Origin of the sequence: Pseudomonas sp. MS19 (assembly GCF_013277615.1) — a bacterium.
Classification (GTDB): Bacteria; Pseudomonadota; Gammaproteobacteria; order Pseudomonadales; family Pseudomonadaceae; genus Aquipseudomonas; species Aquipseudomonas marincola.
The window spans coordinates 22985-40564 of record NZ_VBTO01000009.1 but is presented as its reverse complement, the minus strand read 5'-3'; the positions used below and the strand labels follow the sequence as shown (position 1 = coordinate 40564).

Here is a 17580-nt window from a genome sequence, read left to right as displayed (position 1 = left end):
AACCAACCGGTCAGGCCAGCACGCCGGCGATTAACGCGCTGCCAATGACCACCAACCACGCTGGCAACTTGAAGTACATCAAGGCCAGCAGCGCAGCAGCCGCCAGCAGAATATCGGCCGGCTGCTCGATTGCGCTGGTCCAGACCGGCTGATACAGCGCCGCCAGCAACAGGCCGACCACTGCCGCATTCACGCCGGCAAGCGCGGCCTGTGCGCGCACGTTGCTGCGCACCTGTTGCCAGAACGGCAACGCCGCTGCCACCAGCAAGAATGACGGAAGAAAAATCGCCAGCAACGCAATAAGCCCGCCAAGCCAACCGGTCGGCGAACTGTTCATGGATGCGCCGAGAAATGCACTGAAGGTAAACAACGGCCCAGGCACGGCCTGCGCTGCGCCATAACCCGCGACAAATACGTCATTGGAGATCCAGCCGGGGCCGACGACTTCGGCCTGCAACAGCGGCAACACCACGTGGCCACCGCCGAACACCAGCGCGCCCGCGCGATAAAAACTGTCAATCATCGCCAGTGCCTGCCCGCCCACGCTGTAGGCAAGCACAGGTAAACCCAGCAACAAGACCAGAAAGAGCGCAAAACACAGCACGCCCACACGCGGGCTGACGCTCACTGATAACTCATCGCTACTGTCTTTTGGCGCCGGATGCAGCCATAACAGCCCGGCCACAGCGCCCAGCAGAATAACGGCAAGCGGGCTCCACGCAGAGGGCACCAGCAACACCCAAGCAGCCGCCAGCACAGCCAACAACTTACGCGGCCAATCCGGACACAGGCTCTTACCCATTCCCCAAACGGCTTGCGCCACAACCGCCACGGCAACAACCTTGAGGCCATGCAACACACCGCCTGAAACCAGCTCGCCGTATTCACTGATACCCAGTGCAAACAGAATCAGCACGATGGCCGATGGCAACGTAAAGCCCGCCCAGGCCGACAGCGCCCCAGCATAACCTGCACGCGACAAACCCAGCGCCATCCCGACCTGACTACTGGCCGGCCCCGGCAAGAACTGACACAAGGCAACAATGTCGGCGTAACTGTGTTCGCTGAGCCAGCGCCGGCGGCTGACGAACTCCTCGCGAAAGTAGCCGAGGTGCGCCACCGGCCCACCGAATGAGGTGAGTCCCAGCTTGAGAAATATCAGGAAAACCGACCAGCAACTCCGGTCGTGATTAATACTGTCGCGCATGCCCTGCCCTGTTAAAGCCCGCTACCGATTCCGCCAACATAGCGGACTCGGTAATCGTGGTATATCGCTGAATAACGCGACACGCCAACCTGCCAGGCAGCACCTGTTCAATAACGCTGCGGCACCAGCATCTCTTCCGGCACCGGCGCACGCAGATAGTCGGCGTTGTACACGCGCGCCGGCAAATGCACCGGCTCTGGCGTGGTCTGACCATAGGGAATCTGAGTTAACAGATGATGAATACAATTCAGCCGGGCGCGCTTTTTGTCATCCGCCTCAACGATCCACCACGGTGCCTGCGGATTATGTGTGCGGCTGAGCATGTCCTCTTTGGCGCGGGTGTAGTCTTCCCACAAACGGCGGGACTCGAGGTCCATGGGCGATAACTTCCACTGTTTGAGTGGATCATGGATGCGCATCAGAAAGCGCCGGTACTGTTCATCATCGGTAATCGAGAACCAATATTTAACCAGAATGATCCCCGAACGAATCAGCATGCGCTCAAACTCGGGAACGCTGCGATAAAACTCTTCGGTCTCGGCATCATTGCAAAAGCCCATGACCCGCTCGACGCCTGCGCGGTTATACCAACTGCGATCGAACAGAACCATTTCACCAGCGGCCGGCAAGTGCGCCACATAGCGCTGAAAATACCACTGGCTGCGCTCGCGCTCGCTGGGTGCAGGCAAGGCTGCAACGCGGCATACACGAGGATTGAGCCGCTGGGTAATACGCTTGATGGCGCCGCCTTTACCCGCTGCATCGCGCCCTTCAAAAAGCACCACAACTTTAAGCTTTTGCTCGACCACCCACTCCTGCAATTTAACCAGCTCAGTCTGTAGCTTAAGCAGCTCCTTGAAGTACAGGCGGCGGTTCATGTCATGCGGAACTACATGGCCCATTTCCCTGAGCTGGGCATCCATGCGCGCATCATCGAGCTCCATTTCCAGCTCTTCATCAAAGCTGTCGAGAATGTCGGCATGCAGGCGCTGCGCTTGTTCGGCAAAGTCCAGATTGGCACTGTCTGTCATTTCGGCTTCCTCACAGGATTTGCTCGACTCAGAAGATACTTCTGAGGGCGATAAAGGCGATGGCAGCGAGAATGCCCGCCGCCGGCAACGTGATAATCCAGGCCAGCGCGATAGGTTTCATCAGCGACCAGTTGGTCTGGCTGTTAACCAAGCCAATCCCCAGCACCGCGCCGATCAGAATGTGCGTACTGGAAACCGGCAGGCCCATTACCGAGGCCATCATCACCACTGCGGCGGCAGCCAGTTCGGCAGAGAAGCCGGAAGCCGGATGCAAAGCGGTGAGGTTATGGCCGACGGTCTGTATCACCTCCTTGCCGATAAACCACAGGCCGGCAATCAGGGCGATGCCAAAGGTCAGCATCGCGGCCGGTGGAATCGCCGCTTCTGAGCCAATTTCACCGGTACGCAGTACTTCGAGAATGGCGGCGAACGGGCCGATTGCGTTGGCGATATCGTTGGAGCCGTGGCTGAACGCAAAGCCGCAGGCGGTGAACACCTGCATCCAGCTAAACAACTGGAACGTCGCACGGCTCAGCGGCTGCGCCTTAAGGTTCTTGGCAAAGACGAACGTGGCCAGCCACACCAGCGCGCCGATCATGCCCATGATCACGTAGCTGTGCAGCGGAGTAAGGCCCAGATTGAGGTTCTTCAGCCCCTTGAACAACAGCATCGAGGAGATGATGACCGCGCCAAGCGCAGCAATGATCGGCACCCAGAGTTCAAGCGCACTGTGACTCTGCACCTGACCGCGTTTCTGATCGATCTTGTAAAGGTCGCGGTAGTACTCGGATTCAAAATCTTCAGGCTGAAAATCGCTGTCATGCACAACGTGCATGTCACGCGCCATGGCGTGGGTATAGGAAATTTTCTGCACTTCGGAAAGCCGCTCGAACGCTTCCTTGTGGCGCTGTTTATGGCTGCGTTTCTCTTCGCGGATTTGCTGTATGCGCCCCTCGGCCTCGTCGTTGTAGGTGAGCACATACTTCTTGATCAGGAAGAACAAGCCGTAGGCGACGAGCCCGCCGAGCACTGGCGAGATCACCCAGGACATGGCGATCTGGCCGATTTTGTCCCACTGCACTAGCGCAAGCGCGCTGTCGGCGCCACTCAGCAAAATACCCAGCGTGATCGAACTGCCGACAATCGCACCAATAATCGAGTGAGTGGTTGAAACCGGATAACCCTTCTTCGTCGCAAACAGCAACCAGATGCCAGCAGCGATTAATGCCGACATCATGATGAAGATGAAGTCACGCGCAGAGACCGCCATCGCGCCCAGATTGACGATGCCGCCGCGAATGGTCGAAGTCACCTCGCCCCCCGCAATAACCGCCCCGCTCACTTCAAACACCGCGGCCACCAGCAGCGCCTGACGAACTGTCAGGGTGCCAGCCCCGACACTGGTACCGAACGAATTGGCGACATCGTTTCCGCCGATATTGAACGCCATGAAAATGCCGAACAACGTCGCCAGAATGAACAGGATCACATGATTGTTATTGGTGTAATCCAGCCCCCAGATCATGAAATATCCGGTGATCGCGACCAGCAACGCGGCAAAAAACAGACTCGTCTTGGAGACGCCCATCTGGGTGGTGGCCAACGCGCCACCGGAGGATACAGAGTCAGACATACAGTTCACTCAGCAATAGGCCGAACAGTCAGATGCTGCTCCAGACATGGAGCAACCGTTTGATGGCATTTATTCACTGGCAAGTGACAGCTTGATGAACGTTGAGAGACAACATACAGGCGTCAAAAAGATGCTAAGAGCCGCGATCTTGAGGCCTTCAAACAATGTTCCGTGTGCATTCAACCGAACCACAATCCCTACCCTGCACATTACCTGTCGGACAATCACTGAGTTACGATAACCAGACATCCACGCCCGTCAGGCTTATTTCGCATGCCGCTTACCCCGCAACAACTGGCCCTCATCAGTGCCTCGACCATCGGCCATTACGAAAGCCGCGCCGAAGCGTTTCGCGATGGCACGCGTGACCATGACGTGAGCCAGAACATTGCGGCTCTGCTCCGCCACATCGACGCGCCCGCGCCGCTGCAAATCCTCGATTTCGGCTGCGGACCGGGCCGTGACCTGCGTACCTTTCGCGCTCTCGGTCATCACCCGGTTGGCCTTGATGGCTCGGCAAGCTTTGTTGAAATGGCGCGCACCGAAAGCCAATGCGAAGCTTGGCAGCAAGATTTTCTCGCGCTGCAACTGCCCGCCGAGCACTTTGACGGTGTGTTTACCAATGCAGTGTTGTTCCACATTCCCAGCGAAGCCCTGCCGCGTGTTTTGAGCCAACTGCATGCCACGCTGAAATCCGGTGGCGTGCTATTCAGCTCCAACCCACGCGGAGACAATCAGGAAGGCTGGAACGCTGAGCGCTACGGCGCGTATTACGACCTGACGCACTGGCGCGAACTGATGCAGGCGGCCGATTTCAGCGAGCTTGAGCATTACTATCGCCCGGCCGGGTTACCCCGCGAGCAGCAACCCTGGCTCGCCAGCGTGTGGCGCAAAGCCAACGTCTGAGCCCAAACAAAACGTCCACAGCCAACCCGCGTCGATGCGTAAGAATTAAATCAACAAATCGCTATATACAAAAGTAGATAGCGCTACTTAGAATCCAGTCCTACTCTCTGTCGCAGCAACAGACTCGGAACAAGGACCCGGCAATGCAAAAAACTCTACTCAGCGTTATCGGCTTGCTGCTCTCCGGCACGGCGTTGGCCGACCAGGTTCAGGTTGCAGTCGCAGCCAACTTCACCGCGCCAATGCAAACCATTGCCAAGCAATTCAGCCAGGACACCGGCCATGATGTGGTTGCCGCTTACGGCGCTACCGGCCAGTTGTATGCGCAAATCAACAACGGCGCGCCGTTTGAAGTGTTCCTCTCGGCAGATGACAGCACCCCGAAAAAACTTGAAGACGCAGGGGCCACGGTTGCCGGCTCGCGCTTCACTTACGCCACCGGTACGTTGGTGTTGTGGTCGGCCAAAGCCGATCAGGTAGACGCTGCAGGTGATGTACTCACACGTGGCCAGTTCGATCATCTGGCCATCGCCAACCCGCAAACGGCCCCTTACGGTCTTGCTGCCACACAGACCCTGGCCAAGCTTGGCTTGAGCGAACAGCTGGCAAACAAACTGGTGGTCGGCCAGAGCATCAGCCAAACCCTGCAATTCGTCTCGACCGGCAATGCCGAACTGGGCTTTGTCGCGTTATCGCAGGTTTCCAAAGACGGCAAGCTGACGCAAGGTTCGGTCTGGACAGTACCTGAGTCTTATTACCAGCCCATCAAACAAGACGCCGTGCTGCTCAATAAAGGAGCTGCCAACCCGGCCGCCAAGGCCTTGCTCGAATACCTCAAAGGCCCGCAAGCCGCCAAGGTAATCAAGGCTTACGGTTATAAAATATGAGCATGAGACGCTAACCCATGCCCCTCGGCAAAGATGACCTCAGCGCGATTCTCCTGACGCTGGAGCTGGCCTCGCTGACCACTGTGCTGCTGCTGTTCCTGGGCACGCCAATCGCGTGGTGGTTGGCGCGCACCCGCTCGTGGCTGAAAAAACCAATCGGTGCCATCGTCGCCCTGCCCTTGGTATTACCGCCGACAGTTATCGGTTTTTATCTGCTGATCAGCATGGGCCCGAACGGTTTTTTCGGGCAGCTCACCGAGAGCCTTGGTCTTGGAATATTGACCTTCACGTTTAGCGGACTGGTGATTGGTTCGGTGTTTTATTCATTACCCTTTGTCGTGCAACCGCTGCAGAACGCCTTCGAAGCCATCGGCAATGCTCCGCTTGAGGCGGCGGCGACTTTGCGTGCCAGCCCGCGCGACTGCTTTTTCAGTGTGGTCGTACCGCTGGCCCGCCCCGGCTTTATCACCGCAGCGATTCTTGGTTTTGCCCACACTGTTGGCGAGTTTGGTGTGGTGCTGATGATTGGCGGCAATATTCCGGGCAAAACCCAGGTGGTCTCGGTGCAGATCTACAACCACGTCGAGTCGCTGCAATACGCGCAAGCACATTGGTTGGCAGGCGGCATGCTGCTGTTCTCCTTTGTGATATTGCTGGCGCTTTACTCCAGCCGCCGCACACAGCAGGGCTGGCAATGAGTGCGGCGAATGAACAAATTAAGGCGCGCTTCAAGCTGGGCTACAGCGCGTTCAGCCTTGATGTAGACCTTGATCTACCCGGCCAGGGCATTACTGGCCTGTTCGGAGATTCGGGCTCGGGAAAAACCAGCTGCCTGCGCTGTGTTGCCGGGCTTGAACAAGCTGATGAAGGCTTGTTGATGGTCAATGGTGAATGCTGGCAGGACAGCAGCCGGGGAATATTTCTGCCCACGCACAAACGCCCAATTGGTTATGTCTTTCAGGATGCCAATCTGTTTGCCCACCTGTCTGTCGAGGCCAATCTGCAATACGGGCTCAAGCGCATAGCCAAAGCGCAGCGCGAAGTGCCGCTGGCGCAGGCCGTCGAGTTGCTGGGTATCGGCCATCTGCTCTCGCGTATGCCGGCCAAGCTTTCCGGTGGGGAGCGCCAGCGCGTGGCAATCGCCCGCGCCCTGCTGACCAGCCCCAAATTATTGCTGATGGATGAACCGCTGGCGGCGCTCGATTTGAAGCGCAAAGCGGAGGTGCTGCCTTATCTTGAACGCTTGCACCTGGAGCTGCGCATCCCCATTTTGTATGTCAGCCACGCACCCGATGAGGTCGCCCGGCTGGCTGACCATTTGGTAGTTTTGCAAGACGGGCGCGTTGCAAGCAGCGGGCCGCTCAAGGAGAGCCTGCTCAACGCCAACTTGCCCTTTATGCATGACGACGATGCACAGGCCGTTGTCGATGGCGTGGTAAAGCATTACGACAGCGAATACCAGTTGCTGCATATCCAACTGGAAAATAGCCCGGTCATGCTGCAAATAACTCACGCCCCACTGGCCTCCGCAAGTGCGGTGAGGGTTAAGCTTAAAGCCCGCGACATCAGCCTCAGCCTGAGCCGTGCCGAGGACAGCAGCGTGCTCAACCTGTTGCCTGCAACGGTTGCAGGCTGGGTCATGCTTGAGGGTCAGGCGCAGGTTTTGGTCACTTTGACCATCGGCAGTCAGCAAATTCTTGCGCGCATCACCCGCTACTCGTTCAACCAGCTGGGCATTCAGTTACACCAGCAGGTGTGGGCACAAATCAAGTCGGTTTCACTGCTCGCCAATCAATAGCGCCTGCCACTGAATGATGCAGTTTGTGACGTGCCTCTCGCTGCGCCGACAATTGGCGGCCCATAGCCACTGCATAAGTTTGCCTGTATTCCCAAGCAGCGGCACAATGCGGGTCACAGATCCGGCCCGCAGAGGTCGGTTATGACACAAGGGACGCTGTGCATGGGAGCTCGTTGGGGGTTGCGCAGCAAGTCGGCGGTTGCACTGCTGTTGGCTTGCGTAGTGGCATTGATACCGGCATTACTGTTCGGTTGGGGAGCGATGAAGGATATCCGCGATCATTCTGCGGAAGCCTACGCACGCAATCTGACCCAGCTCAACCGCCAGCATATTGCCGCGCCAATCAGCCGCGAACTGGCGCTGTCACAGCGTCTTGCCCATTCGCTGGGCACCCGCCAATGGCTGCAAGATGAAAGCAGCTCACTTAAACGCACGCGTTTTTTCGATGAAGCCGAAGGCTTTCGCAGCGAATTTCTCGACAAAAGTTACTTCGTTGTAGTCGACGCCACACGCAATTATTACTCGAACACACCCGACAGCCCGGTCAGCCAAATCCGCCGCTACAAGCTGGGGCCAGATAGTGCCGCCGATGCCTGGTACTTCAAGGCCCGCAACATTTCCGACGATTACCAGTTGCTGGTCTCGCAGAACGAGCGCGATCAAACCCTGCAAGTGCGCTTCAACGTGCTGGTACGTGACGCGCAGAGCAATTTGCTGGGCATGACCGGCAGCGATCTCAACCTGCAACCGTTCATCAAAGCCATTCTCAGCGATCTGGAGCCGGGCGTGGAGCCGATGCTGATCAACAGCAACGGCATTATCCAGGTCAGCAGCGATGCACATCCGGCTTACACGCAGCTGTACGACCTGCTAACCGACGAAACCGACCGCCCGGCACTGCGCAAAGCCATGGCCGAGGCTCAGCGCGATCCGACGCGGGTGCAAACCCTGCACGCCGAGATTCAAGGCCAGCCGCGCTTGTTGGCGCTCAGCTACATCGAGCCTCTGCAGTGGTATGTTCTGACGTCAGTCAACCTCAACGCCGCCCACCTCATCGACCAACGCTGGTTGTGGTTGCTGATAATCAGCCTGGCCGCGTTGATGTGTGTGCTGCTGCTGGGCTTTGGCTATGCGGTAGAAGGCCTGGTAATTCGCCCGCTGAAAGACCTCCAGCAAAGCGCCAAAGCGATAGCCGGCGGTAATTACGACGCACCGATTACGTCTCAGCGCGAAGATGAAATCGGTGAGCTGTCGAAAGCCTTTGCGAGCATGAGTGATCAGGTGCGTCGCCACACCGGCGAGCTGGAAGGCAAGGTGCTGGAGCGCACTCAGGAACTCGAAAAAGCCAACCGCGAAATGATCGCGGCGCACAAGAAGATCGATGACTCGATTGATTACGCCAGCCTGATTCAGCGCGCTATTCTGCCGGACCGCCAACTCGGTGCTTCACTGGGCGATGAGCACTTTGTGCTGTGGAAGCCGCGCGATATTGTCGGCGGCGACTTCTATGTGTACCGGCAGAATCAGGATGGCTATTTGCTGGGCATTTTCGACTGCGCAGGCCACGGCGTACCCGGCGCGTTGATGACCATGCTTGCGCGCGCCGCAATCGACCACGCAATTGATGTGGCGGGTGAACAGGACCCGGCGGCGATCTTGCGTGAAACCGACCTCGCGCTGCGCGGCATGCTCGGGGATGCCGTGCTGTCACGGGCGCTGGCGACCAATACCGACGCAGGGTTGGTGTGGCTTGACCGTTCGCGCAGCCGATTGCTATTTAGTGGCGCAAAGATTGCTTTATATGCGAGCGACGGCGAAACCGTCGAAGAGCTGCATGGCGGTCGTCGGGCGCTTGGCGACAAACGTCAGGGCGAGTATCAGAATCACCAACTGACATTGCATCCGGGCTGGACGTACTACATGTGCACCGACGGCTTTCTCGATCAGGCAGGCGGCGAACAGGGCTTTGGCTTTGGCAACCGGCGCTTTACCGAGATGCTGCGCGAACATGCCCGGCTGCCGTTAAAAGAACAATATGCAGTATTCGCCAGCCGGCTGGCTGAGTATCAGGGCGAGCTGCCACAACGCGACGATATTACCGTGCTGTCTTTTCGCTTTGATCCAGAGCAGTGATCGGGTGAGAGGCTTTGAGCCGAATGGCTCACCAACCAAGGGGCTCCTATGGAATCGTTAGACCTGTTAGCAATGCGCGAAGCCTACAACCGGCAGCGCGTCATGCTCTGCTTCAACGGTCCGATCTCGCGCAGCTTGATCGAGGAAATCGGCACTGCATTGCGTAACTATCTGCAAGCCGACCAGGCCAAGCCATCAGCGGCCATGGATGTGTTTGGGGTCTACATCGAAATGACTCAAAACATCAGGCACTATGCCACCCAGCAAGGCTTTAACGAACAGGACGCCTCGGCAACCGTGGCCATCGCCCGTGACGAAGACAACCATTACGTTGTCTCATCCGGCAATCTGGTCATGCTGGAGGATGGGCGCAAGTTGGTCGCGTTCGTCGAAACCCTGGCCAGCATGGACAAAGCCCAACTCAAGGCGGCCTACAAAGAACAACTGCGCAAGCCGCGCACTGAAGGTGCCGCCAGTGGCGCCGGCCTCGGCTTGCTGGACATAGCGCGTAAATCTAGTGCCTGCTTGCGGGCCAGCCTGCACGAGCAAACGGATGGCAAAGCCTTCTTTAGCCTCAGTGCAGTGATCTGACAGGGAGTTGAAGGACATGAACACCAGTGAATTGAATATTCCCAGTACCCAGTCGACCCCTGCGATTCAGGGCGATTGGCAGACTGGCATCTTGGCGATGCAGGGTGATTCCTACCCTGAAAACTCGTTCGAGTTGTTTGATCAGGTCATCCAGTGGGTTGAACGCTATCTCAATGACGAAGCGCGCCCGCTCAAGCTTGAACTGACCTTGCTGTATCTCAACACCAGCTCGATCAAAGCCATGATGGACATTTTCGACCTGCTCGAAGATGCCCACCAGCAAGGCCGCAGTGTCAGCGTCAACTGGCACTACGACAACCGCAACGAGCGCGTAGCGGAACTGGCTGAAGAATTCCGCGAAGACTGCACCTTCGACTTCTCCATTCTGGCATTCGAAGAGTAAACCCATGAGCCGCGAACGCGAACTGGACCAAATGATCGAAAAACTGCTGGCTGAACCTGAGTATCAGGGGCATCCGCTGCACGCCGCACTTGAGCGCCTGCACCAGCAGAATATAGAGCGCCTCGATCGTCTGGAACGCATCGCGCGAATCTCGGATGGTTACCAGTCGCTGGCACGCGAGCAAAACCTGTCGCTGTCGGAGCGTTACCAAAAGCAACTGCGCAAGCTGGAGAAGGTAGCACGCATATCTGACCGCTATCAGCAGATGATGCGCGACCTCAATTTGGCGCTGCAGGAAGCCTCCAACCGTGACCCGCTGACCTCGCTGGCCAACCGGCGCATGCTGATTGAACGCCTTAAGGAAGAAGTGGGCCGAGCAGTACGGCTCAAGCAGCCGTTTGTTCTGGCGATGGTTGATGTTGACCACTTCAAACAGGTTAACGACACCTGGGGCCATGATATCGGCGACCGCATGCTCGAAGAAATCGCCCGGGTTTTACAGGCCGAGATCCGCGCCTATGACCTGTGCGGACGCTGGGGCGGCGAAGAGTTTCTGATTTTGCTGCCAGACACACACTTGTCAGATGTCGCACCCGTTATCGAGCGTGTGCGCTGCGGCTTGGAATCCCTCTCCGTGCGGGTCAGCACTGAAACCCTGAGCGTTTCGGCAAGCTTTGGAGTTGCCGAACACCGCCCGGGAGAAAGCTACTCGCAAACCCTCAACCGCGCCGATGCCGCCCTGCTGGACGCCAAGCGTGCAGGCCGCAACCGCTGCGTATTCGCCAGCGAACCGGCCGTGCCCGAGCTCAGCCCAATCCGCGCCGCGGACTGAGCAATCCCGCGCCAATCGTGGCCGCCAAGCGCAGCCCGTAACACAGTAAAAACCGCCCACTTTGCACAACAGCTGCGATGAGGTTGGCGTTTTTCGCCGTGCCGATTGCAATAAACTGCCTAAAATCACTCTTTGGAGTAATTCTACCCGCGCGGCCACAAGGTACCCTTGAGGCTGGGTAACGTGTTACACCCGATACATCCGCAATGCTCACAAAAATAATAAGGAGCACCCCCGGAATGCGCTTAACCTCGTTTTACCGAAAGCTATTGATAGCAATTGTCGGCTTCATCGCCTGGCTACCCCCGCAAACATTTGCCGCTGAGATCATTCCCCAGGAGCAAATTCAGATCTACGCCTCTCGGGCCACCAGCAGCTTGCTTCTGCTGCGTGGAGAAGGCTTTCAGGAAGTACACAAACAACGCCTTGATAGCGACCTCGCCGCGCTGGCAGCAGCCATGAATCAGGTCGAGCAACCCAGTGCTGAACTCACAGCCAGCCATGCAGCGCTGGTGACGCAGCTGCAAAATGGCGTGAGCTACGGGCCGGGCGACGAAAACGTTCCGTGGCGCTACCCGGAAGACCTGAGCAAATCGCTGCGCGAGTTTCTGCACGCCGCGCGCCAGCAACCTAGCGAGGCGCACAGCGAACTCCCGGCAAAGATCGAATACCTCAGCGTGCAATACCTGAGCCGCTCGTACATGGGAACCTTCGAGATCGCGCGCGAGCAACCGGACACCTACCTCGGTCAGGATGAACGCCAACTGGTGCCGGATATCGACCAGGAATTGGCCAAGCTGGCCAAGACAGACACACCTGCTGCGCTGAAACTGCACGCGCGCTGGGAGTATTTGAAAGCGGCGTTGACTGATATGAACAGCAAGAGCAACACCTTGCAAAGCGTCTCAGGCCGGCCTTTCGCGCCGATCACCGTAGATCGTCACAGCCGTGTTCTCACGCAAAACTGGATGGCCATGCAGTAAAACTGAGCGGGCCGGCTGGCGCCGGCCCGCGGCTTGATCAAGCCTTACGAATGCAGGTCGGCCCGGCGCTGGCAACCACCGAGCGCTCAAGATCCTTGCGCAGCCCCAGCAGAAACGCCGCTTCGGCCACGACAAACAGCGGGCCAACTGCCAAACCCATGATGTCGTCGACAAAGGCCGGTTTACGCCCCTCAAAGTAATGCCCGACAAATTGAATCACCCAACCGACCACGAACAAACCCAGCCCCCAACCCAACCACTGCGCAGTGGATTGTTGCGCCAGTGCCGCGCCCGTATACACGCAAAGGCCGAGCAGCAAGGTCATTAAAACACCCAGCGCAATATCCAGCCGCAAGTAGAACAGGCTTGCCACACAAGTGACCACCAGCGCAGGCGAATACCACAATCCCGCCCACTCAAAACCAGGGCGCGAAAGCACAATAGCCACGGCCAGAACGATCAGTGGAATACCAATAAAGTGGCTGATGATGTTACGACGATCACGGTGATAAGCCGCGTATTGGGCGAGGTGTTGTTCGAGCGTTTTCATGGCAAAAAACCTGCTGCATTATTATTAGAGGTGCACGATCGCACACCTCCAAATAAACCACCTACGCGGATGGATTGCAGCAGATTTCGCAGTTTTAGCGCAGTTTTTCCAGCATTTGGTAGTACCACATACCGACCGCAAGCATTGGGTTGCCGAACACATCGCCCATTGGCACTTTAATGTGCGAGCAACCGGCGAAGGTATCGAACTTCTCCAACGTGCCCGTCAGGGCGTTAGCCATGATTTCACCCATGATATGAGTGGTCGCAATACCGTGGCCCGAGTAACCCTGACAGAACCAGACGTTATCCGAGAGTTTGCCCAATTGCGGGATACGGTTGATCACGATGCCCATCGCGCAGCTCCACTGGAAGTCGATGGCAACCCCTTTTAGCTGTGGAAAAGTGGCTTCAATGCCGGGGCGCAACTCGGCGGCGATATCGCGAGAATCACGCCCCGAATAGTTAGCGCCACCGCCGAACAGCAAGCGCTTGTCGGCCGTTAGCCGGTAGTAGTCGAGGACGAAGCGGCAATCGTAAACCGCCAGATCATGCGGATTGATCTGATCAGCCAACTCGCCCAGTGGCGCGGTGGTAACAATGCCGCCCATGGCCGGGAAAATCATGCCCTTGAGCTTCTTCTTTTCCAGCTTGTGGTACACATCGCCCGCCAACAGCACCTGCTTGGCATCAATCCGGCCCTGCGCCGTGATCACCGCAGGGTTAGCGCCATGAACAATTTCCAGCACCTCGGAGTGCTCGAAAATCAACGCACCCAGGCTCTCTGCCGCCTTGGCTTCACCAATGCACAGATTAAGCGGGTGCAGGTGCATGTTGCGGGTGTTCTTGATCGCGCCCTGATACAGGTCGGTTTGCAGCTGGCCGCGGACACCTTCGCGGTCAAGCAGGGTCACATCGGCGCCCATACCACGACGCACTGCTTCTTCGTAATCGGCCTGCAAATCCGTCATATGGCTCGGCTTGAAAGCAGCATGCAGATGGCCGTGCTTAAGATCGCAATTGATCGAATATTTCTCGACCCGCTGCTTGATGATCTCATGGCCGCGCCAGCGCAGATTCCAGACAAAATCATCAACCTCATCGCCCAGCTTCTTGCGCATCTGCTTACGCATTGCACCGTCACCTGAAAGGCTGCCCGTCACCTGCCCGCCATTACGCCCGGTCGCGCCCCAGCCAATTTTATTAGCCTCGACAATCGCCACCTTGAGCCCGCGCTCAGCCAACTCGACAGCACTGGCAACACCGGTAAAGCCACCGCCAATAATCACCACATCAACACTGACCTGACCCTGCAGCGTCGGATAATCAGTCTCCTGATTAAGCGTCGCGGTGTAATACGACTTACAGCGCTCCGCCGCCGGAATCACGCCATTAACTTGAGCATTCATAAAAACCCCTCACAAAAAATTCAGCCAACCCTCAGGCCCAGCCTCAAAACTCTCAAAAAAATCCCGCCGAAGCCCAAAAGCCACCCAAACGCCCTCGCCCCCGCTCTAAACCATGCCCCCGCCCTTGCCCTTGACCTTACCCCCGCTTCCGCTCTCGCCTTTGCTCTCGCTCTCGACCCCAGCCACGATTCCCGCTGGAGCCTCTGAAAACGTAGCGAGCGACGGGAGTGCAAGGCAAAAACGGACTTTGAAGCGGAGTTTACAAACGTAAATGAGCATTCAAAGTCCGTTTTTAACGCCGCAATCCCTAAGCGCAGTAGTTTTCAGTGTCTCCACACCCACCCGGTTAGGTGGTGGTTAGATACCACCGCCAGTCTTGCTCGCTGACTTCGGCCGCAAACTGGCGATACTCCTCACGCTTAACCGCCAAATAAACCCGCAAGAACTCAGACCCGAATGCATCCCGCGCCCAGCTCGACTGCTCCAGTGCACGCAGCGACGCCAGCCAGTCAGTTGGCAATTTCTCACCAGCCTGTGCATAACCATTGCCGGTGACCGGTTCGCCCGGATCTATCGATTCGCGAATACCGCGATGCATAGCCGCCAGAATCGCAGCCGCCGCCAGATACGGGTTGGCATCGGCGCCGCAAATACGGTGTTCGATGTGACGTGTATTGGCCGGGCCGCCGGGTACGCGCAAACTCACGGTACGGTTATCCACACCCCAGGTTGGCGCCAGCGGTGCATAACTGTTGGCCTGAAAGCGTCGGTAAGAGTTGGCGTTGGGGCAAAAGAACAGCAGCGTGTCGAGCAGCGAAGCAAGCATGCCGCCAACGGTTTCGCGCAGCAGCGGTGTGCCGGCCGGATCTTCACTGGCGAACAGGTTATTGCCCTGAGCGTCGGCCAGGCTCACATGCATGTGCATGCCGGTGCCCGCCATCTTGCCGTAGGGCTTGGCCATAAAGCAGGCCTGCATGCCGTGCTTGGTCGCAACGCCTTTGACCAGACGTTTGTAGCGCACGGCCTGATCCATCGCCTCCAGCGCATCACCGTGTTCGAGGGTGATTTCAACCTGTCCCGGCGCATATTCAGAAATCGCCGTACGCGCCGGAATGCCCTGCTCACGGCAACCTGCATAAAGATCCGCCAGAAACGGCTCAATCTGCTCCAGTTCGTGCAAACCATAAACCTGGGTGGTACGTGGACGCTCGCCGTTGCGGTCCAGTGCAGGCTGCGGGTGGCCGTTGCTGTCGCGTTTCTGATCGAGCAGATAAAACTCCAGCTCGCAGGCCATGACCGGATAGTAGCCATCGGCTTTGAGCTGATCGATTATCTTGACCAGCAAGTGGCGGGGGTCGGCGACGGTTGCCGGCATACCTTCTTGCGGGTGCATGCAGACCTGCACTGCCGCCGTGGGAATCTGCCGCCACGGCATGCGCTGCAAACTCCCGGATAACGGATAGGCGCGGCAGTCGATATCACCCACATCCCAGACCAGCCCGGTGCCTTCAACATCCTCACCATTGATGCTCAGGCCCAGAATGGTGCTCGGCAGCGGTCGGCCACCAGCGTATACCGCGAGCAATTCATCGCGGTGCAACAGCTTGCCGCGCGGGACGCCGTTGGCATCGAGGATGAACAGCTCGAACATTTCAATATCGGGATTACTGGCGAGAAACGCCTGGGCTTCTGCGATGGGCGCAAAGTGCATGTGACTCTCTTTATTATCAGAATAATGGGTACAGGCATCACCCAGCCGCTCTTTGGGAGTGACGGGTAGCCAAAACAGGGGCAATTAGCGCCAGGTCGCGGGCGCAACCGGGCTAAGACTAAGCGGTGAGAGAGTCTGGTGGGCGCGCATGGCGGCAATGCCAAAGCGCCCAGAATGCGAGGATTTGCGGCAGCAGCGGATTAACCCGGTCGGCAACCAGACAGCTCCACGCGCACAAGGGCGAGGGAAATGGCTGCACGCGGTAAAAATCTGCAATCGAGTTCATGGCCATCAGGCTCGCACAGGCAGATACGCAAGTTAAATAGAAGTTACTGCACGTTTAGTTAGCTTAAGACTAAACAATATCGCGCAGGCTTAACTTTCAGCCCTGCCACTGGTGGCGCCGGATAAAACCGTAGTCGAGATAATCCTTCCAGCGCCCGAATATTTGTCCACCAGCACTCCAGTTGCGCCAGCCGAGCAGCGCGCCGCCATCGCCCGTGGCCAGCAAAGCCAAGCTCTGCCGTTGCGGCCGGTAACGACGCAACGGCGTGCCGTGAAGCACCGCTGCCAGATTATTCGCCAGTACCGGGCCCTGACGCACGGCATAAACGCCGCTGCGCATTGCGCCGGGCAGCGCAGAACAATCACCGACGGCAAACACATGCGGGTGCGAGAAACTTTGCAGCGTTGGCGCGATGTTGACGAAGCCACGCGCATCACATTCCAGCCCACTCTGCGCCAGCCACGGCAATGCCGCCGCGCCGCTGGCCAACAACACTCTGGCGCCCTGCCAAACCGCTTGCTGCTCACTGAATAACTGATCGTTTTCGATATGGCTGATCGGGCAATATTCGCGAACATTAACCCTTCGTTGACGCAGGTGGCCGAGCGCTCGCAAGTGCAGGCCCGCGTTGTGACCACTGAGCAAACGCCCGGAGCAAAACAGTGCAAGATGCGGCACGTGGCGGGCCATGGCCAGCGCCAACTCCACCCCGGCTGCGCCGCCGCCAATGATCGCCGTTGGCGCCGGATCGTCCTTCCAACGCTGCCAGCCTTGCAGAAACGACTCGAAGGGTTTGACCGCAAGGCACTCGATTGCAGTGCCCGATTGCGTGGGCTGACTCAGCGCGCCACCAACATTCAGCGACAACCATTTGCCCTGCAAACAGGCGCCGCTGGCGAGTTGTACCTGACGCGTATCCGCTTGCAGCGCCGCGACTTGATCGACGATCAACTCGACTTTGGCGCCCCGACACAGTGGCGCCAGCTCTACACGGCAATCATCCGCTGCATGCTGGCCGCTAATCAGGCCGGGCAACATCCCCGAATACCAGGCGTGGTGACCAACGCTGACCAGCGCAATACGCCCCTGCGGCCGCTCAAACATGGCCCAGCGGCGGAGTACGCCAAGGTGCGCATGACCAGCGCCAAGCAGTATCAGATCGTATTGCGTCATGAAGGCATTCCATCGCGTTGCTCAAACGCCAGGCGTTTGGGCGTTTGA

At 57.9% G+C, this 17580-nt stretch carries 16 protein-coding genes; 9 read left to right on the top strand and 7 right to left on the bottom strand.

Features of this window, described 5'->3' with window-relative positions; genetic code table 11:
- Positions 1-10: 10 nt before the first annotated feature.
- The 3 genes from chrA to FEZ62_RS10560 all read right to left on the bottom strand — a co-directional run bounded on the left by chrA (position 11) and on the right by FEZ62_RS10560 (position 3871).
- Complete coding sequence (gene chrA / locus FEZ62_RS10570) at positions 11-1207, bottom strand: chromate efflux transporter (RefSeq protein WP_172927621.1); 1197 nt, start codon at positions 1205-1207, stop codon at positions 11-13.
- 107 nt (positions 1208-1314) lie between these two features.
- On the bottom strand, positions 1315-2238 hold the full coding sequence (gene ppk2 / locus FEZ62_RS10565; protein WP_172927620.1) for a polyphosphate kinase 2: 924 nt from the start codon (positions 2236-2238) through the stop codon (positions 1315-1317).
- A 28-nt stretch (positions 2239-2266) separates the two neighbouring features.
- Entirely contained in the window at positions 2267-3871 is a 1605-nt protein-coding gene (locus tag FEZ62_RS10560; RefSeq protein ID WP_172927619.1) for an inorganic phosphate transporter, read from the bottom strand.
- Positions 3872-4144: 273 nt separating this feature from the next.
- Here FEZ62_RS10560 and FEZ62_RS10555 point away from each other — a divergent pair, with 273 nt between their 5' ends.
- From FEZ62_RS10555 to FEZ62_RS10515, 9 genes are all read left to right on the top strand, one after another.
- Entirely contained in the window at positions 4145-4777 is a 633-nt protein-coding gene (locus tag FEZ62_RS10555; RefSeq protein WP_172927618.1) for a class I SAM-dependent methyltransferase, read from the top strand.
- A 143-nt stretch (positions 4778-4920) separates the two neighbouring features.
- On the top strand, positions 4921-5664 hold the full coding sequence (gene modA / locus FEZ62_RS10550) for a molybdate ABC transporter substrate-binding protein (RefSeq protein WP_172927617.1): 744 nt from the start codon (positions 4921-4923) through the stop codon (positions 5662-5664).
- Positions 5665-5681: 17 nt separating this feature from the next.
- Complete coding sequence (modB, locus tag FEZ62_RS10545; protein ID WP_172927616.1) at positions 5682-6362, top strand: molybdate ABC transporter permease subunit; 681 nt, start codon at positions 5682-5684, stop codon at positions 6360-6362.
- Positions 6359-7462 carry a molybdenum ABC transporter ATP-binding protein gene (gene modC, locus FEZ62_RS10540; protein ID WP_172927615.1) on the top strand — a complete coding sequence of 368 codons (1104 nt, stop codon included), beginning with the start codon at positions 6359-6361 and terminating at the stop codon, positions 7460-7462. The genes modB and modC overlap by 4 nt, the downstream gene beginning before the upstream one ends.
- Before the next feature lie 162 nt (positions 7463-7624).
- On the top strand, positions 7625-9595 hold the full coding sequence (gene siaA, locus FEZ62_RS10535) for a biofilm regulation protein phosphatase SiaA (protein WP_172927614.1): 1971 nt from the start codon (positions 7625-7627) through the stop codon (positions 9593-9595).
- Between the two features lie 48 nt (positions 9596-9643).
- Entirely contained in the window at positions 9644-10186 is a 543-nt protein-coding gene (siaB, locus tag FEZ62_RS10530) for a biofilm regulation protein kinase SiaB (protein ID WP_069902250.1), read from the top strand.
- A 16-nt stretch (positions 10187-10202) separates the two neighbouring features.
- On the top strand, positions 10203-10589 hold the full coding sequence (siaC, locus tag FEZ62_RS10525; protein ID WP_069902249.1) for a biofilm regulation phosphoprotein SiaC: 387 nt from the start codon (positions 10203-10205) through the stop codon (positions 10587-10589).
- 4 nt (positions 10590-10593) lie between these two features.
- The gene (siaD, locus tag FEZ62_RS10520) at positions 10594-11421 is read left to right on the top strand and encodes a biofilm regulation diguanylate cyclase SiaD (RefSeq protein ID WP_172927613.1); all 828 of its coding nucleotides are present in this window, start codon (positions 10594-10596) and stop codon (positions 11419-11421) included.
- A 239-nt stretch (positions 11422-11660) separates the two neighbouring features.
- Complete coding sequence (locus tag FEZ62_RS10515) at positions 11661-12404, top strand: hypothetical protein (protein ID WP_150548074.1); 744 nt, start codon at positions 11661-11663, stop codon at positions 12402-12404.
- Between the two features lie 37 nt (positions 12405-12441).
- On the opposite strand, the gene FEZ62_RS10510 is transcribed toward FEZ62_RS10515, so the two are convergent.
- The 4 genes from FEZ62_RS10510 to FEZ62_RS10495 all read right to left on the bottom strand — a co-directional run bounded on the left by FEZ62_RS10510 (position 12442) and on the right by FEZ62_RS10495 (position 17532).
- On the bottom strand, positions 12442-12954 hold the full coding sequence (locus tag FEZ62_RS10510; protein ID WP_172927612.1) for an Mpo1-like protein: 513 nt from the start codon (positions 12952-12954) through the stop codon (positions 12442-12444).
- 94 nt (positions 12955-13048) lie between these two features.
- Positions 13049-14362, bottom strand: coding sequence for an FAD-binding oxidoreductase (locus tag FEZ62_RS10505; protein WP_172927611.1), 1314 nt, complete (start codon positions 14360-14362; stop codon positions 13049-13051).
- Positions 14363-14708: 346 nt separating this feature from the next.
- Positions 14709-16073, bottom strand: coding sequence for a glutamine synthetase family protein (locus FEZ62_RS10500; RefSeq protein WP_172927610.1), 1365 nt, complete (start codon positions 16071-16073; stop codon positions 14709-14711).
- A gap of 382 nt (positions 16074-16455) precedes the next feature.
- Positions 16456-17532 (bottom strand): FAD-dependent oxidoreductase, encoded by a 1077-nt coding sequence (locus tag FEZ62_RS10495; RefSeq protein ID WP_172927609.1) that lies wholly within the window; start codon positions 17530-17532, stop codon positions 16456-16458.
- Positions 17533-17580 lie beyond the last annotated feature (48 nt).